We start from the raw sequence: 18,871 nt of genomic DNA on the forward strand, positions 1-18,871 counted from the left end.
GCCTGCTCGCCATTTACTTATAAGATCGCGCCTTCCCCGTTTCGTCGCATGGTGCGGCCCTAAGCCGTAGGTTCTGCCGTTTCTTCTATTTCACTCGGCCATTGAACCTGCGCCTCGCTGTCAAAAGGTAGTTAACGATGAGCGCAAGACACTTTCTCTCGCTGATGGATTGCACCCCCGATGAGCTGGTGGGGCTGATCCGCCGAGGCATGGAGCTCAAAGACTTGCGTAACCGCGGCGTGCTGTTCGAGCCGCTGAAAAATCGCGTGCTGGGTATGATTTTCGAGAAAGCCTCGACGCGAACCCGCCTGTCGTTCGAAGCCGGGATGATTCAGCTCGGTGGCCAGGCGATTTTTCTTTCGCCGCGCGACACCCAGTTAGGCCGCGGTGAGCCGATTGGCGACGCGGCTATTGTCATGTCGCGCATGCTCGATGCGGTGATGATCCGCACCTTTGCCCACAGCACCCTGACAGAATTTGCGGCCAACTCGCGGGTACCCGTGATCAACGGCCTGTCCGATGACCTGCACCCCTGCCAGTTGCTGGCCGACATGCAAACCTACCAGGAGCAGCGCGGCAGCATCAAAGGCAAAACCGTGGTGTGGATCGGCGATGGCAACAACATGTGCAACTCCTATATAGAAGCGGCCATCCAGTTCGATTTCCAATTGCGCGTAGCGTGCCCCGCGGGTTACGAGCCGAGCGCCAGCTTGCTGGCACTGGCTGGCGAGCGCGTACAGGTGCTGCGTGACCCGTCGCAAGCTGTTGTCGGCGCCCACTTGGTCAGCACCGATGTCTGGGCCTCCATGGGCCAGGAAGAAGAAGCCGCCGAGCGCATGCGCCAGTTCAAACGCTACCAGGTCACACGCGCCCTGCTCGATGCCGCGGCCGATGACGTGCTGTTCCTGCATTGCCTGCCGGCGCACCGCGGCGAGGAAATCAGCGAAGACTTGCTCGACGACCCACGCTCGGCGGCCTGGGATCAGGCAGAAAACCGCCTGCATGCGCAAAAAGCGCTGCTCGAATTTCTGGTTGAGCCGGCGTACCACCACGCATGAATCCAGCCCTGCTAACCCTGCGCGAACTGAGCTGCGGCTACCCTGAACATAAAGTGGTGCAGCACCTTAATCTGCACCTGAATGCGGGCGATATCGGCTGTTTGCTCGGCCCTTCGGGCTGCGGTAAGACCACGACGCTGCGCGCTATTGCCGGCTTCGAGCCCGTGCTAGAGGGCGAGATCCAGCTGGCCGATCAGATCATCTCCAAAACGGGTTACACCCTGGCACCGGAAAAACGCCGGATCGGCATGGTGTTTCAGGATTACGCCTTGTTCCCGCACCTCAGCGTGGCGGAGAACATCACTTTCGGCATCCGCAAGCACCCGAACTGTGAGCGCATTACCGGTGAGCTGCTGGAAATGGTCAAGCTCAGTCATCTGGCGAAACGCTACCCACATGAATTGTCCGGCGGCCAGCAACAGCGTGTCGCGCTGGCCCGCGCGCTGGCACCGGAACCACAGTTACTGCTACTCGACGAGCCCTTCTCCAACCTTGACGGTGAATTGCGTCGGCGCTTGAGCCATGAGGTGCGTGACATCCTCAAGGCCCGAGGTACCAGCGCGATTTTGGTCACCCATGACCAGGAAGAAGCCTTTGCCGTCAGCGATCAGGTCGGCGTATTCAAGGAAGGCAAATTGGAGCAGTGGGACACCCCGTTCAACCTTTACCACGAACCGCTCACACCCTTCGTCGCCAGTTTTATCGGCCAGGGCTATTTCATTCGTGGCCAGATGCTCAGCCCAGAAGCCGTGCAAACCGAACTGGGGTTAATTCGTGGTAACCGTGCCTACACCTGGCCCGTCGGCAGTGCTGTGGATGTTTTACTGCGCCCGGATGACATCATTTACGACCCAGACAGCACGCAAAAAGCCTTAATTGTCGGCAAAACCTTCCTCGGCGCAGCCACCCTGTATCGCCTGCAACTGCCCACGGGCAGCCAGCTGGAAGCGATTTTCCCCAGTCACGCCGACCACCAACCCGGGCAGCAGGTTGGCATTCGTGTGGAAGCTGATCACCTGGTGGCGTTTGCAGTGCCCGGCAGTATTGCCACACAGGCCAGCCTGGGCGAATCGGGTGTACGCCGCTACAGCAGCGACAGCTAATCAGCTCACGGCAGCAATAGCCGGCCACTGGCGACCATCACCGCCTGGCCGGCAATCTTTACCCGCTCCCCCGCCAGCTCACACTGCAGCTCGCCACCGCGCGCAGAACATTGGTAAGCACTCAAGGCATTCTTGCCGAGTTGCTCGGCCCAATAAGGCGTGAGGATGCAGTGGGTCGAGCCGGTGACCGGGTCTTCATTGATGCCGATGGCAGGCGCAAAGTAGCGCGAGACAAAATCGTGCTGCTCACCGGGCGCGCTGATCAACAGGCCCAGCCCCGGCAATTTCGCCAGCGCTGGCAGGTCGGGCTGACAGGCCCGCACAGCCGCCTCGCTGGGCAATATCGCCAGTAGCTCCTGAATACCTGGCCCTTCGTGCAACGCCAGCACTCGCTCCACAGGCAGACCTAAAGCTTGCTCTACCTCTGCGCACAGCTCACAGGGCTGTGCTCGACGTACAGGGAAATCCAGCACCAGCCTGGCGCCTGCGCGACTGACACGCAGCGCGCCCGACAAGCAGCTGAAGTTGATCACCTCACCCGGCTCGTCATATTGTTCAAACAGCACATAGGCCGCCGCCAGGGTGGCATGGCCGCACAGCGGCACTTCAGCAGACGGGGTAAACCAGCGGATATGCCAGGCCGCGCCCTCCTTCACCACAAACGCGGTTTCCGCCAGGTTATGTTCGGCGGCAATCTGCTGCATCAAGGCATCATCAAGCCAGCGGTCTAAGCGATAAACCATCGCCGGGTTGCCGCTGAAGGCGTGTTGGGCGAAGGCATCAATCTGGTAAAAGTCGAGCTGCATAAAACCACCCTCATCATTTAGTCATGCCCAAGCATGCCGCAAACAGGCACGCGAACGCCGCTACAGCCGAGCATGAAATGGGCCGTACAGCACAACCAAGGGGTCAATCATTTAGACACAGGCCCGGCGGCGAACCGGGCCTGCATAAGGGGAGTTAGCTCTCGCTGCGCACCCGGGTCACTGCATCCAGCCAACCGTCATACAGCTTACTGCGATGGCTATCGGCCATGCGTGGTTCGAAACGCTGCTGACGATGCCAGTGGCGGGCGATGCTCGCCAGGTCCGGATAGATCCCGGCCTGCAGACCCGCCAAATAGGCGACACCCAGTGCAGTGGTTTCAGTGACTTCAGGGCGCTCAACTGGCACACCCAGGATGTCGGCCAAGAACTGCATAACCCAATTGTTCTCCACCATGCCGCCATCCACCCGCAGCGCGCTGGGCTCTACAGCGCCGTCCTGGCGCATGGCTTCGAGCAGGTCACGGGTCTGGTAGCACACCGACTGCAGGCCGGCAGTGACGATCTCCTTAATCCCGGTATCGCGGGTCAGGCCGAATATAGCGCCACGGGCTTTCGGGTCCCAGTACGGCGCACCAAGGCCGGTAAAGGCCGGCACCAGGTACACCCCGCAGGCATCGCCAGTCTGCTCGGCCAGCGCTTCAGTATCGCGGGCATGGCTGATTAGCTTGATGCCATCACGCAGCCACTGCACGGCGGCACCGGCAACAAAGATACTGCCCTCCACCGCATAGGTGACCTGGCCATTCAGGCGATAGCCAACCGTGGTGAGCAGGCGATTCTTCGATGTCACCGGCGTGCTGCCGGTGTTCTGAATCATGAAGCAACCCGTGCCATAGGTACTTTTCACCATGCCCGGCTCAAAGCAGGCCTGGCCGATCAACGCGGCCTGCTGATCACCAGCCATGCCTAACACCGGAATAGAGGCGCCGAGCAGGCTGGCGTCGGTGGTGCCGAAATCAGCGGCGCAGTCGAGCACTTCAGGCAACAGACTGGCGGGAATTTCAAACAACTTGAGCAGTTCTTCATCCCACTGTTGGGTATGGATGTTGAACAGCAAGGTGCGCGAGGCGTTGCTGGCATCCGTCTTGTGCGACTTACCACCGGTCAAACGCCACAGCAGAAAAGAATCCACGGTGCCGAAACGCAGCTCACCGCGCTCGGCCCGCTCACGGGCACCGGGTACTTTGTGCAGGATCCAGCGCAGCTTGGTGGCGGAGAAATACGGATCGATCAACAGGCCCGTTTTGGCCGCCACCGCCGCTTCATGGCCTGCATCCTTAAGCTCAGCGCAGTAATCGGCAGTGCGTCGATCCTGCCAGACAATCGCCGGGTGGATCGGCGTACCGGTCTGCGCATCCCACACCAACGTGGTTTCACGCTGGTTGGTGATACCGATCGCGGCCACATCACTGGCGCACAAACCACTCTGGTTGAGGGCTTCGCGGCAAACCTTGAGGGTGCTCAGCCACAGCTCTTCACCGTCATGCTCGACCCAACCATCCTGAGGAAAATACTGTTTGAACTCCTGCTGCGCGCGCGCCACGGGTAAGCCCTGGGCACTGAACACAATGGCACGACTGCTGGTGGTGCCCTGGTCGATGGCAAGCAGGTAATGAGACATGCAGACTTCCTTCTTTTACACGTTATTAAACGGCGGCTAGCCGCGACCAATCGGCACAAACAGCGCCTGCGTAAGCTGCGCCAACACGGCAGGCTCCAGCTGCACTTCCAGCCCGCGCCGCCCGGCACTGACGTAGAGGCTGGGGAACTGCTGAGCGGACTCATCGATAAAGGTGCGTAGCCGCTTCTTCTGCCCCAACGGACTGATGCCGCCGAGTAAGTAACCGGTGGCCCGTTGCGCCGCAATCGGGTCCGCCATGTCGGCTTTCTTCACGCCTGCGGCCTGGGCCAGCGCTTTCAAGTCTAGCGTGCCGACTACGGGCACCACCGCGACCAACAACTCACCCTTCTCGCTGGCGGCCAGCAAGGTTTTGAACACCTGAGCAGGTGGCAGATTGAGCTTTTCCGCCGCCTCCAACCCATAGGAAGCGGCCTTGGGGTCGTGGTGGTAGCTGTGCACCTGATGCACCGCTTTGGCTTTTTTCAGCAGATCAATGGCTGGGGTCATGTTCGAATGTGAAAACAATCTGAAAAATTTGGCGTACCTTAGCCGAAAAATCGGCTTATGGCAGTTATTAACGTCGTACAGCGCAGACCCGCAGGGTGGCCGTTGTGGATGTGTGGCCATAAAAAATGATCGGGAATCATTTTTAACGTCGCGCAGCGACGGCCCGCAGGGTGGCCTGCCATGGATGGCGGACATAACATTCACCCGAGCCAGTCTATAATGGCGCGCACTCTCAAGGAGCCCTTATGACCCTGCCGCCCCGCCAACACGATATTCTCGAGCTTGCCCGCGAGCGCGGCTATGTCAGCATTGACGAGCTGGCTCAGGCCTTTGCCGTGACGCCGCAAACCATTCGTCGCGACATCAATCAGCTCGCCGAGCAGGGTTTACTCCGCCGCACCCACGGTGGTGCTGCGAGTGAAAGCTCAAGCATCCAAAACACCGCTTACAGCATGCGGGCCGGCCTGATGCGCGATGAGAAGCAGCGCATCGCCGCCGCCGTCGCTGCGCAGATCCCCGACCACGCCTCGCTGTTTATCAACATCGGCACTACAACAGAGGCAATTGCCCGTGAACTGCTGGGCCACAAGGGCCTGAAAATCATCACCAACAACCTGCACGTGGCGGCTCAACTCAGCACCAAGGCCGACTTCGAAGTGCTGCTGGCCGGCGGCACAGTGCGCAGCGATGGCGGTGTGGTGGGCCAGGCGGCGGTTGATTTCATCCAGCAGTTCAAGGTCGATTTCGCCCTGGTTGGCATCAGCGGCATTGATGAAGACGGCAGCCTGCTCGACTTCGACTACCAGGAAGTGAGGGTATCCCAGGCCATCATCAGTAACGCCCGCCAGGTGTTTTTAGCCGTCGACTCCAGCAAGTTCGGCCGAAATGCCGTGGTGCGTTTAGGCTCGATCGCGCTGGTCGATCGGCTGTTCACCGATGCAGCACCCTCTATCTCAGTCAACCGCCTGCTGGCCGAACACAAGGTGCAGCTCGACCTGGTGTAAGCCAACACTCGCACGTTAAACATCGACGACCACTGGGCGCGAAAGCGCATTCCGGGGTGGCGAAGCTGTGCATATTCGACTAGCATATTTTCGAAAGTGAACATTAAAAGTTCAATACTGACTTTCGGTGCCATTATGCCTACTCGTCTCGCCAGCAACACACCACTCGCTGAAGTCTATGACCTTGCCGTGATAGGCGGTGGTATCAATGGTGTCGGGATCGCCGTCGATGCAGCAGGGCGCGGTTTGTCCGTGTTCCTTTGTGAAAAGGACGACCTGGCGCAGCACACCTCATCGGCCAGCAGCAAGTTGATCCATGGCGGCCTGCGCTACCTCGAACATTACGAGTTTCGCCTGGTACGCGAAGCATTGGCCGAGCGCGAAGTGCTACTGAATATGGCGCCACACATCGTCAAACCCATGCGTTTTATCCTGCCCCACCGGCCCCACTTGCGCCCGGCCTGGATGATCCGTGCAGGACTGTTCCTCTATGACCACCTGGGCAAGCGCGAGCAGCTGGCAGGGTCACGTAGCTTGCGCTTCGGCGCAGGCAGCCCACTGAAAGCTGAGATTAGCCGCGGCTTTGAATATTCCGACTGCTGGGTCGACGACGCCCGCCTGGTGGTACTCAACGCCATGGCCGCCCGCGAAAAAGGCGCGCACGTGCACAGCCGTACCCGTTGTGTCAGTGCCCGGCGCAGCAAAGGCCTGTGGCATATCCACTTGGAGCGCAGCGACGGCAGCCTGTTTTCGATTCGCGCCCGCGCACTGGTCAACGCCGCCGGCCCCTGGGTGGCGCGCTTTATCCGTGAAGACCTCAAGCAGGAATCGCCGTACGGCATTCGCCTGATCCAGGGCAGCCATATCGTCGTGCCGCGCCTGTTCGAGGGCGAGCAGGCCTACATCCTGCAGAACGAAGACCGCCGTATTGTCTTCGCCATTCCGTATCAGGAGCGCTTCACCCTGATCGGCACTACTGATCGCGAATACCAGGGCGACCCAGCCAAGGTGGCGATCAGCGCAGAAGAAACCGATTACCTGTTGAACGTGGTCAACGCTCACTTCAAAAAGCAGTTAACCCACGACGACATCCTCCACACCTATGCCGGCGTCCGGCCGTTGTGCGACGACGAATCGGATGACCCATCGGCGGTCACCCGCGACTACACCCTGTCACTCTCCGGCCACCCTGGCGAAGCACCGCTGCTGTCGGTGTTCGGCGGCAAGCTCACCACCTACCGAAAGTTGGCTGAGTCGGCGCTGGCGCAACTGGCGCCCTTCTTCCCGAAGATGGGCCCACGCTGGACGGCCAGCAGCCTGCTGCCCGGCGCAGAACAACTGGACAGCCAAAGCGGGTTGATCGAAGCGCTGTGCGCACGTTTTGACTGGCTGCCCACCTCACTGGCACGGCGCTGGGCCAGCAGCTACGGCAGCCGCAGCTGGGTGATGCTCAAGGGCGTGAGCAGCCTCGGCGATTTAGGTGAGCACCTGGGCGGCAGCCTCTACACCCGTGAAGTCGATTATTTATGCCAAGAAGAATGGGCCGTGCAGGCCGAGGATATTCTCTGGCGACGCAGCAAACTTGGCCTGTTCACCACGGCATCGCAGCAAGCCAAACTCGGCAGTTACCTGCAGGTCGAATCTGCGCGCAGCCCGCAAGAGGCGTACGCGCTCTGAGCCGCTAGAGGGTAAATTGCAGGCCATAAAAAAGGGCGACCGAAGTCGCCCAAATTGCCTTGCGTGCCCCTTGCTCTAACGGATTCAGCCCTGCTTGCGCTTGTGCGAATCCTGCCAGATGAAATAACCAACACCGACGAAGAAGGCAACCATCAGACCGACGGTGCCGATACCAGCGAGAACTACGACATCGATAAACATGGTTGCCTCCTGCTTGAAGCCTGTGTGGGAATGGCTTCAAGGTAACAGGGGGACGTTGGCTGCAATTGATCCAGATCAACAATGGGCCGGCGCTGCCTGCATGGCACCGTGATTAACTGACCCAGGTCAACGAATCAGCCTGTCGCCGAGTCAAATCAACGCTTTTTCGGTTTGCCGCCCGGCTTTTTCTTGCCCTTGGGCAATGGCAGGGCCTGCTCGAATGCGTCGCGCATTTCATTGAGCTTTTTATCCCGCAGATCGTGGATGCGCTTGTCGCGTTCGGCCGCGAAATCAATCAGCTTGTCGTCTTTGCTCATGGGCTCGGCTTGATCAAACGAAAGGTCAGGTTCAGGCGCGGCGCACAGGCGCTGCGCGTTTTCGCCACTTGGTGCTGCCAATGATGCTGGGTTGGCCCGCGCATGACCAGCAGTGATCCATGCGACAACGGCAACGAGTGTTCGATACGCCCCTGCCCCTTGCGGCGCAGATCAAAACGCCGGGTGCCGCCTAGGTTAAGCGAGGCGATCAACGGATTAACGCCTAACTCAGCTTCATCATCACTGTGCCAACCCATAGAGTCCTGACCATCACGGTAATAGTTGAGCAGTACACCATTGAGTGGCTGCCCTACCGCGGCGACCACCCGTTCGCGAATCTGCTCCAGTAAAGGTGTCCAGGGTAAAGGTTGATGGCTCAAGCCCGAGTAGCGATAAGCAGCTTCGGCATCGCCATACCAAGCCACCAGCCTTGGCACCGGCAGTTGCCGCCCGTAAATCTGCACCTGCGGTTGCTGCCAGGGGGTTTGTGCACTGAGCTCGGCCAGCCAATGGTCAGCGGTTGGCCTGTCTAACCACTGCGCATGCAGTTCCAGCTCAGCATTGGGTAGCGCTAAGGGGCTGTCGTCAAATAGATCCACGGGACCACACTTGCGGGAAGGGACAACTCAGTGTGCACACCTCAGACCTCCACATCCACCCATAGCCCCTGACGCGGTAACTCCTCAATGGCCGCCTCATCGGCTTCATCCACCTCGCCTTCGGCCAGTTCCTCGGGCGTGTAGCCATGTCGACGCTGGCGCCGGCGCTGCTCTTCGCGCAGCAGCATCTCGGCCTCCTGAGGATGCCGTTTGTCCAGGCTCACAGCACTTTCCTTGGCGCTTTCGGCGGCAGCCGTGACCGGCGGAATTTCCGGGCGCGGCTTAACCACATCGTTCTGCACGGTCACGGGGACCAGGCTATGGGGGATGGGTGGCAGCATTTTTTTTCAGCCCTCCTTTGGTCAGACTGTCGGCCAGCGGAGCCGCGACTTGAGCGCGGCCTCGCTACACTTTTGAGCAACCAAACCACACAAAGTGCCCGACGTGCAGCATTGCGCCTTTGGTCAGGCCCGACGCTGCGTTAAGATAGTCGGCTTTTTCACGCGGGAGACAAGCATGGCGCAGTATGAACCGGGGCAACGCTGGATTAGTGACAGCGAAGCGGAGCTGGGTTTGGGAACCGTTCTGATGCAGGACGGCCGCATGCTCACCGTGCTCTACCCGGCCACCGGCGAAACCCGCCAGTACGCCATGCGCAGTGCGCCGTTGACCCGCGTACGCTTCTCACCGGGCGATGAAATCACCCACTTCGAAGGCTGGAAGCTGACCGTACAGGAAGTCGACGACATCGACGGCCTGCTGGTCTATCACGGCCTCAATGCGCAGCACGAAAGCGTCACCCTGCCAGAAACCCAGCTGTCGAACTTTATCCAGTTCCGCCTGGCCAGTGATCGCCTGTTTGCCGGACAGATCGACCCACTGCCGTGGTTCGCCCTGCGCTACCACACCCTGGATTACACCAGCCGCCAGTTGCAGTCCAGCCTCTGGGGCTTGGGCGGCGTGCGTGCGCAACCGATTGCGCACCAGCTGCACATCGCCCGCGAAGTCGCCGACCGTATCGCCCCGCGCGTATTGCTGGCCGACGAAGTGGGCCTGGGTAAAACCATCGAAGCCGGCCTGGTGATCCATCGCCAGCTGCTCTCCGGGCGCGCCAACCGCGTACTGATCCTGGTGCCGGAAAACCTCCAGCATCAATGGCTGGTCGAAATGCGCCGACGCTTCAACCTGGATGTCGCGCTGTTTGATGAAGAGCGCTTTATCGAAAGCGACGCCAGCAACCCGTTCGAAGACTGCCAACTGGCGCTGGTCGCGCTGGAATGGCTGTGTGAAGACGAAAAGGCCCTGGACGCGCTGTTTGCTGCCGGTTGGGACTTGCTGGTGGTCGACGAAGCCCACCACTTGGTTTGGCACCCGGAACACGCCAGCTCCGAATACGCGCTGGTCGAACAACTCGCCGAGATAATCCCCGGCGTGCTGCTGCTCACCGCTACCCCCGAGCAACTGGGTCAGGACAGCCACTTCGCGCGCCTACGCCTGCTCGACCCGAACCGCTTCCATGACCTCGAAGCCTTCCGCGCTGAGAGCGAGCATTACAAGCCGATTGCCGAAGCCGTACAGGAGCTGCTGGATAAAGGGCACTTGTCCGACGCCGCGCACAAAACCATCCACGACTTCCTTGGCGACAGCGGTGAGGAACTGCTCAACGTGGTCAATGCCGGCGACAGCGACGCGTCGGCGCGCCTGGTACGTGAGCTGCTGGATCGCCACGGCACCGGCCGTCTGCTGTTCCGCAACACCCGCGCCGCCGTGCAGGGCTTCCCGGACCGCGAACTGCACCCCTACCCGCTGGCCAGCCCCGACGAATACATGGAGCTACCCATTGGCGAGCATGCTGACCTCTATCCGGAAGTCAGCTACCAGGCGCAGACCGATGTTGATGAAGACCAGCGCTGGTGGAAGTTTGACCCACGCGTCGAATGGCTGATCGACACGCTGAAGATGCTCAAAAAGTTCAAAGTCCTGGTGATCTGCGCCCACGCCGAAACCGCCATGGACCTGGAAGACGCCCTGCGCGTGCGCAAAGGCATTCCCGCCACCGTGTTCCATGAGGGCATGAGCATCCTTGAGCGCGACCGCGCAGCCGCCTACTTCGCCGATGAAGAGTTCGGCGCCCAGGTGCTGATCTGCTCGGAAATCGGCTCCGAGGGTCGCAACTTCCAGTTCGCCCACCACCTGGTGCTGTTCGATCTGCCGGCACACCCGGACCTGCTCGAACAGCGTATCGGCCGTCTCGACCGTATTGGTCAGAAGCACCGCATCCAGCTCCATGTGCCGTACCTGGAAAACAGCCCGCAAGAGCGCCTATTCCAGTGGTATCACCAGGCACTCAATGCCTTCCTCGCCACCTGCCCGACCGGTAATGCCTTGCAGCACCAGTTTGGTAGCCGCCTGCTGCCCATGCTGGAAAGCGGCGACGATGGCGAATGGCAAGCACTGGTTGATGAAGCCACAGCCGAGCGCCTGCGCCTGGAAGACGAACTGCATGCCGGTCGTGACCGCCTGCTGGAGCTCAATTCCGGCGGTGCCGGCGAGGGCGAGGCGCTGGTTGAAGCCATTCTCGAACAGGACGACCAATTCGCCCTGCCGATCTATATGGAGCAGTTGTTCGACGCCTTTGGCATCGACAGCGAAGACCATTCCGACAACGCCCTGATCCTGCGCCCCAGCGAGAAGATGCTGGATGCCAGCTTCCCGCTTGGCGACGACGAAGGCGTGACCATCACCTACGACCGCGACATGGCACTGGTACGTGAAGACATGCAGTTCCTCACCTGGGAACACCCCATGGTGCAGGGCGGCATGGACCTGGTGCGCTCAGGCTCGATGGGCAACACCGGCGTCGCGCTGATCAAAAACAAGGCGCTGAAACCCGGCACCGTGCTGCTGGAAATGCTCTACGTCAGTGAGGTGGTAGCGCCACGCGCGCTGCAACTGGGCCGTTATCTGCCGCCAATCGCCCTGCGCTGCCTGCTCGATGCCAATGGCAACGACCTGGCGCACAAAGTGGCCTTTGAAACCCTCAACGATCAGTTGGAAAGCGTGCCACGCGCCAGTGCCAACAAGTTCGTCCAGGCCCAACGCGACAGCCTCAACCCGCTGATTAATGCGGGCGAAAGCAAGGTCGCGCCGCGCCATAACGAACGCGTAGAAGAAGCCAAACGGCGCCTGGCCGCCGAGACCGACGAGGAACTGGCCCGCCTGATCGCCCTGCAAGCGGTCAACCCCAGCGTGCGTGACAGTGAACTCGACGCCCTGCGCCAGCTGCGCGAGCAAGGCCTGGCCATGCTCGACAAGGCGGCACTGCGCCTGGAAGCCATCCGTGTGCTGGTCGCCGGATAAGCCCAAGGCTTACCCCAGACAGCAAAAGGCCCGCAATTGCGGGCCTTTTGCTGTCTGGGTCAGGCGTCAGGCCGGTACGGCTTCAGCCATGCCCCGCTGCATGTGCGCAGCATCGCTGACAAAGCACCGCGAGGCTTGCACCAGCGCCAGCATGGTCATAAACAAGGCCACCGGAATCAGGAACATGGCGTTATGCAGACCAACAGCCTTAAAGGACTCATTCATCTCACTCGCACCCGCAGCGAGCATCGCCGCTTGCGAATAATGATCCGAGAGCACCCCAACCGCCACGGGCCCCAGACCACCGCCGAGCAGATACAGGCCAGCAAAGAACAACGCCATGGCCGTCGCGCGTAGGCGCGGCTCGATCACATCCTGAATCGCGGTGTAAACGCAGGTGTAAAAGTTGTAGGAAAACAACCAGCCAATGCTGAACAACGCCACAAAGACGGCGACCTCAACCCGCCCAATAAACAAAGCACAGCCCGTCGCCACAGCTGCAATCAACATGCTCAGCGCAGCAAACAGCAGACGCCCAGTTTGCCAGCGCTGATGAATTTTATCTGCCAACCAGCCGCCCAAGGTCAGCCCCAACAACCCCGTCAAACCGACAATAACGCCGGTGGCCATCGCCGCTTGCTCCAACGGCAGCAGGAAGTAGCGCTGCAGCATCGGCACCATAAATGAGTTACACGCATAGGTGGCGAAGTTGAACGTCAGCCCGGCAACCACCAGCCACCAGAAGGTGCGAATCGCCAGCACCTTGCGCACCGGCTTATCTACCGGCGTCGTCAGCGACTTCACCTGTTCAGCCGCGCCGCGCGTCGGCTCTTTAATGAAGAACATAAACAGCGCCAGAATCACCCCCGGTACCGCCGCAATAAAGAACGGCGCGCGCCAGCTATCGAAGGCCGTCACCATCGCCCCGATAGTGAAGAACGCCAACAGCAAACCAAGCGGCAACCCGAGCATAAAGATGCCCATGGCGCGAGCGCGTTTGTGCGCCGGGAACAAATCGCCGATCAGCGAGTTCGCGGCCGGCGCATAGCTGGCCTCGCCAATTCCTACACCCATGCGAATCAGCAGGAAGCTCCAGAAGTTCCAGGCCAGCCCATTAAGGGCGGTCAGGCCACTCCAGGCCGCCAAGCCCCAGCCCATGATCTTGCGCCGCGCGCCCGTATCAGCCATGCGCCCCAGCGGCACACCGGCAATGGCATAGACGATGGTAAAGGCGGTACCGATCAACCCTAGCTGCAGGTCGCTGAGGTCCCACTCCATGCGGATCGGCTCGATGATGATCGCCGGAATGGTACGGTCGAAGAAGTTGAACAGGTTGGCGAGAAAAAGCAGGCACAAAATGCGCCAGGCATTCGTCGCTTGAAGGGACTGCTGCTGCATGGGATCCATCTCTAATTATTGTTATCGAAGCACGCCAGCTGCGTTTAGCCAGCTGCCGTGTCCAGCACCTACAAGGCCAATCTAGAGCCTTGCAACTGGGCTGTCTGTGACTATTGGCGGTGTGTATGCCGGGTAATGGACGCCCTTGGCAAGCATAGCGTTCACAAAATCCCGCACTGGAACACAGGACGCCCCGGAGCAATACCGTGCATAACAGGAGATTTTCCATTTTTCATGCTACAAACAAGCCTACTGAGCGCAATGTGGCCCTTTGCCCAACCACCTCGTTAGCTGTCGGAATGTCTCTAAATGAAAACAAAAAAAGACGCTGTGACCACTCCCGCTACCGAAGCCACTCTGGCTGACTTGGCTGATACCTTATCAGCCTCGGCCCCACTTCCGCCCAGAGTGAGGCTCGATAAAAACTGTGAGCAGTACATGTATTTCACCGAGCGCGATATAGATCGCATCCTCGACAACCTCGACGGACTGAGAAGCTTGGTGTTCCCCCCAGCTCCGCAGGATGACGACCACGAGCGAAGGGTGCAGCACTTCCCTTCTGTCTGTCTGATTGGCCTGGGCCGCTGCGGCTCTAACATCGCGCTGGATGTCGCTTCACTGGTCTACAACGCTCGACAGTTCTACCTGAGTGAATTCAACAACGAAGAAAAAGCCGTGGCCGAGCAGGACTTCCGCCCCACGCGCTGGATTCGCAGCAACCTGCTGCGTGCCCCGAGCAAAGACACCAAGCCGGTATTTCTGATCGAACCGCTGGTGATGCTAGGCGACCTGGATAAGGACATCGAGGGACGCATCCGTTTCTCGCGCAAGGGCGAAACCAGCGGCTTCCTCAGCGACTACAGCAAGATGAAGATCATGGACCTGTCCGAGGTGCATGCGGGTGGTGCAGGGAATGCACCGATTCTCGGGCAGTATCTGGCAAAAATTATTCTCAACAAGGACACCCAGCGCTTCACTAACGAAGACTGGAAATTTATCCACAGTTACCTGATCGATTCGTGCGGTATCAAAGCCAACCAGTCACGCCTGTATTTCTACATCTTCAGCGCCGGCGGCGGCACCGGCTCGGGCATGGCATCGGAGTTCGGGCTGGCGCAGCAATTCGCCTACATGAGTAAGACTTTCGACACCAAGAACTTTGACGAAAGCCCAGAGAACCGCGACCACAGCTTTGTCTTCGAGCCGATTTTCACCAGCGGCATTTGTATCCTGCCGAACATCTCCGACCAGCGCAGCGAAATGTCCGAAGCCCTGCACATCAATGCCGGGCGGCTGCTCTGTAAGTACCTCGCCGAGGAATGGGACTTCTCATACAACTTTGACAATGAAGAGAACAGCGAAGCCAGTGTGATGCGTCGCATCCGCCCATGGAACGCAATGATGCTGATCTCCAACGACATCATGCGTTATGCCGAAGCAAGCGATGACGGCAATATTCAGAATATCGACGTCAACGCCATGGAGCGTCACGCCAACCAGTACATCTCGCAGCAAATCTTCAACATCCTCACCGCCCAGGCGGTCACCACCGACTACGATCAGAACTACTTCCGCCGTGCCGGCATCGACATCGGCGAAACCATCCGGCTGGACGCCAACGATCTGTTTATGAGCCTGGCGGGGCCGGTCGCAGTGGCCTACGCCGAGTCGGTGGTACCAGAGCAAAATGCCGCCATACTCGACAAGTACCGTGTGCTGGACAAAGAGCCGTCGCGCTTGAATATAGACGACCTGTTCTTTCGCTCCATCGACCTGCCGCACTTTAACAAGGTCACCCAGGCCATCGAGGGCATTAGCCTCTTACCCATCGAATCTAAGCGTTACCGCGAGGCGCTGGATGAATACAAAACGTCTGACTACAACGCCACCAAACTTAGCGACCTGCACTTCTTCAAGAACTGCTCCTCGGTGGTGTCGATTGTTTCATTGCCGAAGGATTACAAACTCTCCTACATGGACCTGAATCGGCTCAAGACCCACCTCAACAGCCTGTTCCCCAACACCACATTGAAGCGCTACGCGCTGGTCATCGGCGCCTCGGCCAACCTTTCGCTAACCACACTGATCGCCAAGAGCCCGTGCTTGTCGGATGATTTCTTAACCTTGATCGTGGCCTTTATTAAGCGCTGCTTTGCGCGCGACCCACACCGCTTCGACGAGAGTCTGGACAATGCCATTCTGGACTTCATCATGAGCGATGAGTTCGACGAGATGCAGGTCGACGCCATGCTCAACGAGTACGAGAACCCAGCAAAAATCCTCGACACCAACTGGTACGCGATCAAGCCAATGTACGAGAAGAAATACCGCGAGCTAATCCATGACCCGGAAAAATTCGTCTCGATCAACGATATTCGCCTGTCACGCGACAGCGTGAAGAAAGCCATCAAGTACCTGCGCGAAATTTACAGGCACCGCATTGGCAAAACCCGGGTTATCTCGCTCAACAAGTACGCTGAAGACAAACCCGAGTAAGCCATTGCAGCCGGCAACCCGAGCAATTGGGTTGCCGGTTGGCGCCTCAGGTTGCTCGCCACTCACTCAACCAGCCCAAGCTGGCCTGGGTGCCAGCCTCTCCCGGCCGATACTCGGCCGCCAGCCAGCCCTGATAACCACTGTCACGCAAAGCAGTCAGTAACGGCGCAAACTGCAGCTCGCCAGTACCCGGCGCGCCGCGCCCTGGATAATCGGCAAACTGCACATGGCCAATACGCCCGGCCAGCAGAGCAAGCCCCGCGGCGATATCCAAGCCCTGACGAGCCATGTGATAAAAGTCGTACTGCGCGCTCAGATTAGGGTGCGCCACGGCGTTGAGTAGGGCATCGAGCTGCTCGGGGTATTGATCAGAAACCCTGGCATATCCAGTGGGTTGACTGCCTCGACCACCACACCAATGCCCAATAACTGGAACGCTTCGGCGGTCCTGCGCAGGTTAGTGATCAGGCAAGCCAGCGCCTGTTCAGGCTCAACACCTTCGGCCAGCCGTCCCGGCAGCACGTTGACCAGCGCTGGGCGCACTAGGGCGGCGTAGCTCAGCGCCTCCTGCAGCGCCGCCTCAAACTCGGCCTGGCGCGCAGGCACCCCCGCCAAGCCCACACCGCCGTTCATCAGATCACCCGCCGGCAGGTTGATCAGGCGCAGCGGCATGCCTGCGGCCTCCAGCGCCTCCTTCAAACGGATGGCCGGCAGCTCGTAAGGAAACTGAATTTCCACGCCATCAAAGCCGGCGGCCGCCGCAGCCACTACCCGCTCGATCAGTGGTAATTCCGTAAACAGCAGCGACAGGTTAGCGGCGATTTTCATGACTGTGACTCTTGATGCTTTGGCGCCCGGTACAGCTGCACCAGAGTTGCAGGATCACGTTCCAGATTGCCCTGGCTGCCGTGCTGACGCATCAGTTGCGCAGCTAAACCACTGAGCGGCGTGGCCGAGCCGATTTGCTGCGACAGCTTCACCGCCGTATCCAGGTCCTTCAGCAGGGTGCGCACATGCCATTTGACGGGCTCGAACTGACTCTCGGCCATTTGCGGCGCGAGAATTTGCAGCGGTTTGGAGTCGGCAAAACCGCCGGCCAGCGCCGGGGCGATCAGGCTGGCATCGACACCTGCTTGTTCGGCCAGGGCCACCACTTCGGCGATCACCAGCGCGTTACAGGCGACAATCATCTGGTTGCACACCTTGGTGACCTGGCCTGCGCCTACATCGCCCATGCGCGTCAGGCGTTGCCCAAGATGCGCAAGAATCGGCCGCACGCGCTCAACATCCTCGACCCGGCCACCGGCCATGATCGCCAAGGTGCCATTGGCCGCACCTGGGGTACCGCCGGACACCGGCGCATCGACCCAATGCATGCCACAGCGAGCGTGCAGCTCGGCAGCCATCGCACGAGTGGCTGCCGGTTCCAGGCTGGAAAAGTCCACCAGCAACTGCCCTGGCTTGGCCGTTTCAACAATGCCACCCGGGCCGAACACCACCTCGCGCACCACCTCAGTGTTGGCCAAGCAAAGCATCACGATATCGGCTTGGGCGCAGAGCTGCGCCGGGCTCGCTACCGCGTGCGCGCCCAGCGCCTGCAGCGGGGCGCACTTCTCACTCGAACGGTTCCAGACCGTCAGCGCAAAACCAGCGGCCAGCAGGCGCTGGGTCATGGGCAGGCCCATCAGGCCAATACCGGCAAAGGCCAAAGCAGGAAGGGCTGTAGACATAAGCAGACTCCAAATCAATCAAGGCCGCTATCTTAGCCTAGGTTGCACCGGCATCCGCCTTGCCCCGTCAACGTCCGCACAATGGCGTACGGTTTTGCACGCCAACACAGAATTGACTGAAAACCGGTTGGCGAAGACCTGCTGCACTGGCTGCCGTGAAGCGGCTTACAAACCATCCTTTTGCAGGTGATCGAGATTAACCGGCTCGCCGCTGTGGGCGCCGAGCTTGGCACGAATGTCCTCGAACATCTGATCGAACTCGCTATGGCTACGCATAATCAGGCTGCTGTTGGTGGGCAAACCATGTTTATGCGCCAGACGGCTGGCCACACTGGCGAAGTTGTAGGCGGTGTCACGGTGCAACTCGAAGACTTCTTCAAAGGCTTTGCCGTCCACCTGCCCTTGCATGCGCATATGTAGCATCGCGCCTTCACTCGGGTCCTGGCGCACCTCGTAATAGAGGTCGACGCTGAAGAGCGGCATCTCAGCCGTAGCGATGCTGTTGGCGCGATGCAAATGACCGGGCTCAAACATGCTGATGGTTCCCCTTATCAGTCCGTGGTGCTGCCAGCATAGTTGCTCAGCTTGTGTAGGCGCACGCGCCAACTCAGTGCAGCGGTGCGCGCGCGAGTCGTTCTTGCGCCAGCACCCAGGGCGCGACGACCACCGCCCACAGCTCTGGATCGCGCTTTTGCAGGTCTTCAGCCTGGCTGTCATCAACCCGGCTCAACTGCCCTGCCGCCAGCCAGGCGGAAACCTTGGCTTGGTCGTTCTGCGCCACCGCCTGCGCGACATCGATCAGGTCCAGCGCAGCGTCTACCAGCAACAACGCACCGCGGGCGAAGGTCGGTTGCAGCTCCTGCCAGGTAATCGGCGCTGTTTCGCCAAGCAGCTTGGCATAGAGGGTGCTAGGTTGTTCTGTCATGGGTAGCTCAGACATGGGTTGCCCTGTTAGTGATGGCTGTATTAGAAA

17 protein-coding genes and 1 pseudogene are annotated in these 18,871 nt (G+C 59.9%); 6 read left to right on the forward strand and 12 right to left on the reverse strand.

Annotated elements, in window-relative coordinates; translation table 11 throughout:
* Positions 1-137 precede the first annotated feature (137 nt).
* Together argF and ACEPAJ_RS15065 are read left to right on the forward strand one after the other, a co-directional pair.
* Positions 138-1,058: an ornithine carbamoyltransferase gene (gene argF, locus ACEPAJ_RS15060; protein ID WP_425915790.1), complete on the forward strand. Its 921-nt coding sequence runs from the start codon at positions 138-140 to the stop codon at positions 1,056-1,058.
* Positions 1,055-2,161 (forward strand): ABC transporter ATP-binding protein, encoded by a 1,107-nt coding sequence (locus tag ACEPAJ_RS15065; RefSeq protein ID WP_425915792.1) that lies wholly within the window; start codon positions 1,055-1,057, stop codon positions 2,159-2,161. The genes argF and ACEPAJ_RS15065 overlap by 4 nt, the downstream gene beginning before the upstream one ends.
* 5 nt (positions 2,162-2,166) lie before the next feature.
* Here ACEPAJ_RS15065 and ACEPAJ_RS15070 read toward each other — a convergent pair whose 3' ends face one another.
* The 3 genes from ACEPAJ_RS15070 to ybaK all read right to left on the reverse strand — a co-directional run bounded on the left by ACEPAJ_RS15070 (position 2,167) and on the right by ybaK (position 5,116).
* Complete coding sequence (locus tag ACEPAJ_RS15070; RefSeq protein WP_425915794.1) at positions 2,167-2,967, reverse strand: PhzF family phenazine biosynthesis protein; 801 nt, start codon at positions 2,965-2,967, stop codon at positions 2,167-2,169.
* A 154-nt stretch (positions 2,968-3,121) separates the two neighbouring features.
* On the reverse strand, positions 3,122-4,609 hold the full coding sequence (gene glpK / locus ACEPAJ_RS15075) for a glycerol kinase GlpK (protein ID WP_425915796.1): 1,488 nt from the start codon (positions 4,607-4,609) through the stop codon (positions 3,122-3,124).
* A gap of 36 nt (positions 4,610-4,645) precedes the next feature.
* Complete coding sequence (gene ybaK / locus ACEPAJ_RS15080) at positions 4,646-5,116, reverse strand: Cys-tRNA(Pro) deacylase (RefSeq protein WP_425915798.1); 471 nt, start codon at positions 5,114-5,116, stop codon at positions 4,646-4,648.
* A gap of 245 nt (positions 5,117-5,361) precedes the next feature.
* Between ybaK and ACEPAJ_RS15085 the strand changes: the two genes are divergently transcribed.
* Complete coding sequence (locus tag ACEPAJ_RS15085) at positions 5,362-6,120, forward strand: DeoR family transcriptional regulator (protein WP_425915800.1); 759 nt, start codon at positions 5,362-5,364, stop codon at positions 6,118-6,120.
* A gap of 135 nt (positions 6,121-6,255) precedes the next feature.
* On the forward strand, positions 6,256-7,797 hold the full coding sequence (gene glpD, locus ACEPAJ_RS15090) for a glycerol-3-phosphate dehydrogenase (protein WP_425915802.1): 1,542 nt from the start codon (positions 6,256-6,258) through the stop codon (positions 7,795-7,797).
* Between the two features lie 84 nt (positions 7,798-7,881).
* On the opposite strand, the gene ccoM is transcribed toward glpD, so the two are convergent.
* The 4 genes from ccoM to ACEPAJ_RS15110 form a co-directional block, all read right to left on the reverse strand.
* Entirely contained in the window at positions 7,882-7,998 is a 117-nt protein-coding gene (gene ccoM / locus ACEPAJ_RS15095) for a cytochrome c oxidase subunit CcoM (RefSeq protein WP_276605876.1), read from the reverse strand.
* 155 nt (positions 7,999-8,153) lie between these two features.
* Entirely contained in the window at positions 8,154-8,315 is a 162-nt protein-coding gene (locus tag ACEPAJ_RS15100) for a hypothetical protein (RefSeq protein ID WP_274086738.1), read from the reverse strand.
* Positions 8,312-8,914 carry an alpha-ketoglutarate-dependent dioxygenase AlkB family protein gene (locus ACEPAJ_RS15105; protein WP_425915804.1) on the reverse strand — a complete coding sequence of 201 codons (603 nt, stop codon included), beginning with the start codon at positions 8,912-8,914 and terminating at the stop codon, positions 8,312-8,314. The genes ACEPAJ_RS15100 and ACEPAJ_RS15105 overlap by 4 nt, the downstream gene beginning before the upstream one ends.
* 41 nt (positions 8,915-8,955) lie before the next feature.
* Positions 8,956-9,255, reverse strand: a complete 300-nt coding sequence (locus ACEPAJ_RS15110; protein ID WP_425915806.1) for an aspartate-semialdehyde dehydrogenase — start codon at positions 9,253-9,255, stop codon at positions 8,956-8,958.
* Positions 9,256-9,430: 175 nt separating this feature from the next.
* On the opposite strand from ACEPAJ_RS15110, the gene rapA reads away from it, so the two are divergent.
* Entirely contained in the window at positions 9,431-12,274 is a 2,844-nt protein-coding gene (gene rapA / locus ACEPAJ_RS15115) for an RNA polymerase-associated protein RapA (RefSeq protein ID WP_425915807.1), read from the forward strand.
* A 66-nt stretch (positions 12,275-12,340) separates the two neighbouring features.
* Here the strand turns inward: rapA and ACEPAJ_RS15120 are convergent, their stop codons facing one another.
* A complete protein-coding gene (locus tag ACEPAJ_RS15120; RefSeq protein ID WP_425915809.1) occupies positions 12,341-13,672 on the reverse strand; it encodes a spinster family MFS transporter in 1,332 nt (443 codons plus the stop codon).
* 309 nt (positions 13,673-13,981) lie between these two features.
* Here ACEPAJ_RS15120 and ACEPAJ_RS15125 point away from each other — a divergent pair, with 309 nt between their 5' ends.
* On the forward strand, positions 13,982-16,168 hold the full coding sequence (locus ACEPAJ_RS15125) for a hypothetical protein (protein ID WP_425915811.1): 2,187 nt from the start codon (positions 13,982-13,984) through the stop codon (positions 16,166-16,168).
* A 46-nt stretch (positions 16,169-16,214) separates the two neighbouring features.
* On the opposite strand, the pseudogene ACEPAJ_RS15130 reads toward ACEPAJ_RS15125, so the two are convergent.
* From ACEPAJ_RS15130 to ACEPAJ_RS15145, 4 genes and pseudogenes are all read right to left on the reverse strand, one after another.
* Positions 16,215-16,996: pseudogene (locus ACEPAJ_RS15130) on the reverse strand (hydroxypyruvate isomerase family protein).
* A complete protein-coding gene (locus ACEPAJ_RS15135; protein ID WP_322948536.1) occupies positions 16,993-17,898 on the reverse strand; it encodes an NAD(P)-dependent oxidoreductase in 906 nt (301 codons plus the stop codon). Before ACEPAJ_RS15135 ends, ACEPAJ_RS15130 begins: the two are co-directional and overlap by 4 nt.
* 165 nt (positions 17,899-18,063) lie before the next feature.
* Positions 18,064-18,432 (reverse strand): DUF5064 family protein, encoded by a 369-nt coding sequence (locus ACEPAJ_RS15140; RefSeq protein WP_425915813.1) that lies wholly within the window; start codon positions 18,430-18,432, stop codon positions 18,064-18,066.
* 73 nt (positions 18,433-18,505) lie between these two features.
* Positions 18,506-18,823, reverse strand: coding sequence for a DUF2288 family protein (locus tag ACEPAJ_RS15145; RefSeq protein ID WP_274086746.1), 318 nt, complete (start codon positions 18,821-18,823; stop codon positions 18,506-18,508).
* Between the last annotated feature and the right edge of the window lie 48 nt (positions 18,824-18,871).

It is taken from the genome of Pseudomonas sp. GWSMS-1, assembly GCF_049847425.1.
GTDB lineage: Bacteria > Pseudomonadota > Gammaproteobacteria > Pseudomonadales > Pseudomonadaceae > Aquipseudomonas.